At 62.8% G+C, this 4,443-nt stretch carries 6 protein-coding genes; all 6 read right to left on the bottom strand.

Translation table 11 applies throughout. From position 1 onward, the window contains the following. On the bottom strand, nucleotides 1-144 hold a 144-nt coding region (locus H5T60_12005; protein ID MBC7243155.1), incomplete at its 3' end, for a hypothetical protein. Between the two features lie 12 nt (nucleotides 145-156). Continuing rightward, the gene (locus H5T60_12000; protein ID MBC7243154.1) at nucleotides 157-636 is read right to left on the bottom strand and encodes a (2Fe-2S)-binding protein; all 480 of its coding nucleotides are present in this window, start codon (nucleotides 634-636) and stop codon (nucleotides 157-159) included. Between the two features lie 18 nt (nucleotides 637-654). Then, nucleotides 655-1,527, bottom strand: coding sequence for a xanthine dehydrogenase family protein subunit M (locus tag H5T60_11995; GenBank protein MBC7243153.1), 873 nt, complete (start codon nucleotides 1,525-1,527; stop codon nucleotides 655-657). A gap of 24 nt (nucleotides 1,528-1,551) precedes the next feature. Next, nucleotides 1,552-2,322, bottom strand: coding sequence for an N-acyl homoserine lactonase family protein (locus tag H5T60_11990; protein MBC7243152.1), 771 nt, complete (start codon nucleotides 2,320-2,322; stop codon nucleotides 1,552-1,554). Between the two features lie 16 nt (nucleotides 2,323-2,338). After that, complete coding sequence (locus tag H5T60_11985) at nucleotides 2,339-3,565, bottom strand: aminopeptidase P family protein (protein ID MBC7243151.1); 1,227 nt, start codon at nucleotides 3,563-3,565, stop codon at nucleotides 2,339-2,341. Between the two features lie 104 nt (nucleotides 3,566-3,669). After that, on the bottom strand, nucleotides 3,670-4,443 hold a 774-nt coding region (locus tag H5T60_11980; protein ID MBC7243150.1), incomplete at its 5' end, for a sugar ABC transporter substrate-binding protein.

Genomic DNA, 4,443 nt, shown 5'->3' with positions numbered 1-4,443 from the left:
CACCTGGAAAATAGTATCACGGCGGGGAATCCGACGCCCGATGGATGGGTAGCCGGCAAACTCCTCCGTCGGCGCTTCCTCGATAATCATCCCTGGTTCGCCGGGCTTTACCAGGGGCACTTTGCGTATCACATCGCGTTCCATCAATCCCCTCTCCTACTTGACGCTGGATCTCATGGCGCGGCCGGCGCTCTTCACCGCTTCCACGATCTTGGTGTAGCCGGTACAGCGGCAGAGATTGCCGGCCAGCGCCTCTCGAATCTCCTGCTCCGCCGGCTCCGGGTTCGCATCCAGCAGAGCCTTGGCCGAAATCAGCATGCCCGGTGCACAGAATCCGCACTGCACTGCGCCGTGCTGTTCGAAGGCGGATTGCAGAGGATGCGGGCGTTCGGCAGTGCCCAGACCTTCCACCGTCACCACGTCATGGCCATCCGCCCGCACCGCCAGCACCAGACAAGAGTTGACCGGTTTGCCGTCGAAGAGCACGGTGCAGGCACCGCAGTCCCCCTCGTCACAGCCCAGCTTCGTCCCCGTCAGCCCCCACTGCTCCCGCAGGAGCTCTAAAAGGGTCATTTCCGGCTCTACATCAGCCGTCTTCCACTCGCCGTTCACCTTGACCTTTATCGTGAACGCCATCTTATCCTCCTCAAAGAATTATACCTTTGGCATGCCGGCCAGCGCGCCCTCGATGACGCGCCGCGTCAGGACGCCAATGAGATGCCGGCGGTACTCCGCAGAAGCACGAAAATCGTCAATGGGCTTCGCGTCCTCTGCCGCCAGCCGGCCGGCCTCCAACAGTACCTCCTGGGCGACGGGCTTGCCCGCCAGATAGGCCTCCGCAGTATACGCCCGGATGGGGGTCGGGGCCACCGCGCCAAGCGCTAGACGCACCTGGGAGAAATGGGTGCGCTCCGGGTTTGTCTCCACACATGCCGCCGCATTGACCAGCGCGATGGTCAGTGCCTTGCGCCGGCCAAACTTGCTGAAACAGGCCGGCTTCCCCAGATTATGGCGCGGGATGATCACGGCCTCCAGCAGTTCCGCCGGCGTCAGCGAGGAACAGCGCGGCCCGACGAACAGCTCCGTCAGGGGAAACTGCCGCCGGCCATTGACACCGAACACCACTGCCTGGGCCTCCAGTACCAGGAGCGCCGGCGCGCTGTCAATGGACGGCACGCAGGAGACCAGATTGCCGCCCAGCGTGCCCAGGTTGCGCGTCTGCACCGCTCCCACCGATCCAGAGGCCGCCGCCACCGCCGGCGCGTACTGTCGCACCAGCGGCGAAGCCGCCACCTCCGCATGCGTCACCAGGCTTCCGATGCGCAGGCCATCCTCCGTCAGCGCAATGCCCTGAAATTCCGGCACATGGGTGATGTCCACTAACACCTTTGGATGGATCAGATTCTGCTTCATGCGCACCAGCAGTTCCGTCCCGCCGGCGATGGGCAGGGCATCCGGGCTGTACTTTTGCAAAAGAGCGACCGCCTCTTCCGCCGAATGTGCTGAAAAGTACTCAAAATGCTTCAAGTCTCCACCTCCAACCGAAATAGTTCACCTTTCTATTTTGTACGCATACGCCCCAGGCCAGACCGCAATAGGCCCCCGCTCGAACAGGCGCATGTCATGCGAAGGGATGACATAATCGGACAGCGCTTTGATGCGGTTCAACGAGCGGTACCAGTCGGAGACGCTGTCATGCACGCCGTGCGGTATCCCTTTCTCTATGTTCTCGAACAGGGGAATCGTATCGCCGGCGATGCAGTACACCCCTGCTTCGGTCTCCACCAGCACCGCCTGCGAACCCGGGGTATGGCCGGGAACATGGATCACCGTCACGCCGGCCGCGATAGGCATATCGCCGTCCAATATCTCGAGATTGCTCCCCAGATACGCCGGCGTATGTCCCAGTAGCGGCGAGTGATAGATCGGCGCAAGCAAGGGATTAGGCGCAAAGGCGAAGCGCAGTTCCTCCCGCTGGACATAGAAACGCGCGTTCGGGAACAGCCGGTTGTTGCCCACGTGATCGTAGTGCAAATGGGTGTGCACCACTTTCCGCACCTTGAGCGGGTCCACGCCGATCTGTGCCAGTTGATGCGCCGGCTCCTGCGCCGGCGTACGCTCCAGCTCTCGCTTGTTGATGCGCCGGATCGCTTCCACCGACTCGAAGCTCGTGTCCACCACGATGTGCTCGCCGGCCCCTTCCAGCACAAAGATCACATTAGCCACCCGGAACGGGGTCCCCGGCTCCTGAAGATACGTCACCACCGATTTATCCACCGGCGATGTGCCGGTCAGCAACGCGTAAATCTTCCATCTTGCCATGCACTCTGCCCCTTGATTATGTCAAAAGCCGCTCGTCGAAGGGGGCGCGCGACATCACCATCGCTTCCCCCTCGGTGATGAGGATGGTCTCCTCCAGCCGCACACCTCCGCCGCCGCGCACGCCCGGCACCCAGATCAGGGGTTCCACAGCGAAGACCATGCCCGGTTCCAGCACCACCTCCTCCGCCCCGGGGGTCTGCTCTCCGATATAGGGGGGTTCGTTGGGACTGATACCGATGCCGTGGCCAATGAACAGGTTGATGAAATGATCCTGCAGGCCGTGCTTGGCCGCCGTGGAGCGGATGGCGCGTGCCACATCCTCGTTGGTGTTGCCCGGCCGCATCTTCTCGATGCCGGCCTGCAGTGCCTCATACACCGTCTGGTAAATTTTCTTCTGCATGGCCGAGGGCTGGCCGCAGATCACGGCCCGGCCGACATCGCCGAAATAGCCGTTCCAGCAGGCGCCGATGTCAATGAACACCAGATCGCCGTGGCGCACCAGTTTATCCGTGGCAAAGCGCGTGGGCGGCGACATGCGCTCGCCGGAGGCGACGAAGGGGCTGGCCAAATGGGCAAATTCGCCGCCCAGCGAGAAGAGCACCTTCATAGCCTCGCCGGCGATCTCACACTCGCGCACGCCCGGCCGCACGGCATCGATCGCCGCCTGGGTCACCGCATCGGCCACCGCCACCGCCTCTTGTAAAATGGCGACCTCGTCCACGGTCTTGATGCGGCGCACCCTCTGCATCAGGGTCTCGCCGTCCACCAGCTCCGCGCCGGCCAGCGCGCTCTGATAGGCGCGCATCTGGGGATAGGTCATGCCGTCCACCCCGATGCGGCCTCGCAATATTCCTTTATCCGCTAAACGCGGGATGATTTCGGTGTGGAGCACAGTCTCCACCAATCCCCTCTCGTCCAGGATGGGGATGGCGACCAGGTCCTGAATCCATAGCATGACCTCCCGCGCCCGGGCCACCTCCCCACCGGAGGCAAAGAGCGTCAAGTGCCCATCCGCAAAGAGGAGAACGCCGTATGTCGTCGTGGAGCGGTACTGGATCATGATGGCGCGCAAATCCGAAAGATAGCGCACATTCTCGTCCTTCCAGAGCAGGAGCGCGTCCACCCCCTCAGCGCGCATGGCCTCGAGCGTGCGCGCGATGCGCTCGCGGCGCAGGCGGTGGAAATCAATGCGCTCCTCGAAACTGACCTGGTACTGTCCCTTCGCGTAGGTTGGAAAGCTCATGCAGTCCCCCTTGTCGGGTTTCTTCCACCATACCGCTCACAGCCCGCTCCTGCCGGGCGGCTTGCACCACCCGGCAGGAGCAGACACCACGACCAACAAACGCATCAGTGTGCGACAGGAGGTTTCCAGCCGTCCGGCGCGCGGACGCCGCTGAAATCAACCTGGTCAACATTTTCCTTGGTGACCAGCAGTAGCGGGGTCCACAGCGCCTTGGGAACCTCGCGGCCTTCCAGGTAATTGATGGCGGCGCGGATGCCCCAGCGTCCGATGACCACCGTCTGCTGGACGACTGCGGCGGAGATGACACCCTCGCGCACGAATTTCTCGCAGTCGGGCTGGAAGTCGGTGGTGGTGATGACGATCTGGCCGGCCTTGCCGGCGGCCACAATCGCCTGGGCCGCACCGATGGCAACGCTATCCGCACCATTGTACACGCCGTCAATCTGCGGATAGGTTTGCAGGAAGTCCTCCATGACCCGTAGGCCCTGGTCGGGCGAGGACTGCATGTACTGCTCACCGATGATCTGGATGCCGGGGTACTTTTCGGCGATGCGCGCCTTGAAGGCGTTGCCGCGGTTCTCCGCCCAGGAGGTGCCGGCGGGGCCTCTCAACATCACCACATTGCCCTTGCCCTTCAGCGCCTCGCCCATGAAATCGGCCTGCATCTGGCCGATGACCTCATCATCAGAGCGGATGCGCGTCACCACCTTGTCGCTGTCGGTCATGACGTTGCAGTTGATCACCGGGATGCCGGCCGCAACCGCCTCTTCCACCACCTGCACGGTGCCCGGACCGTTGGTCGCCACCAGGATGATCGCATCCACCTTGCTGGCGATCAGGTCCTCCATCTGGGCGATCTGCTTGTCCAGGTACTGATA

Source organism: Anaerolineae bacterium (assembly GCA_014360855.1).
Classification (GTDB): Bacteria; Chloroflexota; Anaerolineae; order JACIWP01; family JACIWP01; genus JACIWP01.
The sequence above is the reverse complement of the archived record's forward strand: the minus strand, read 5'-3'. Positions and strand labels throughout refer to the sequence as shown.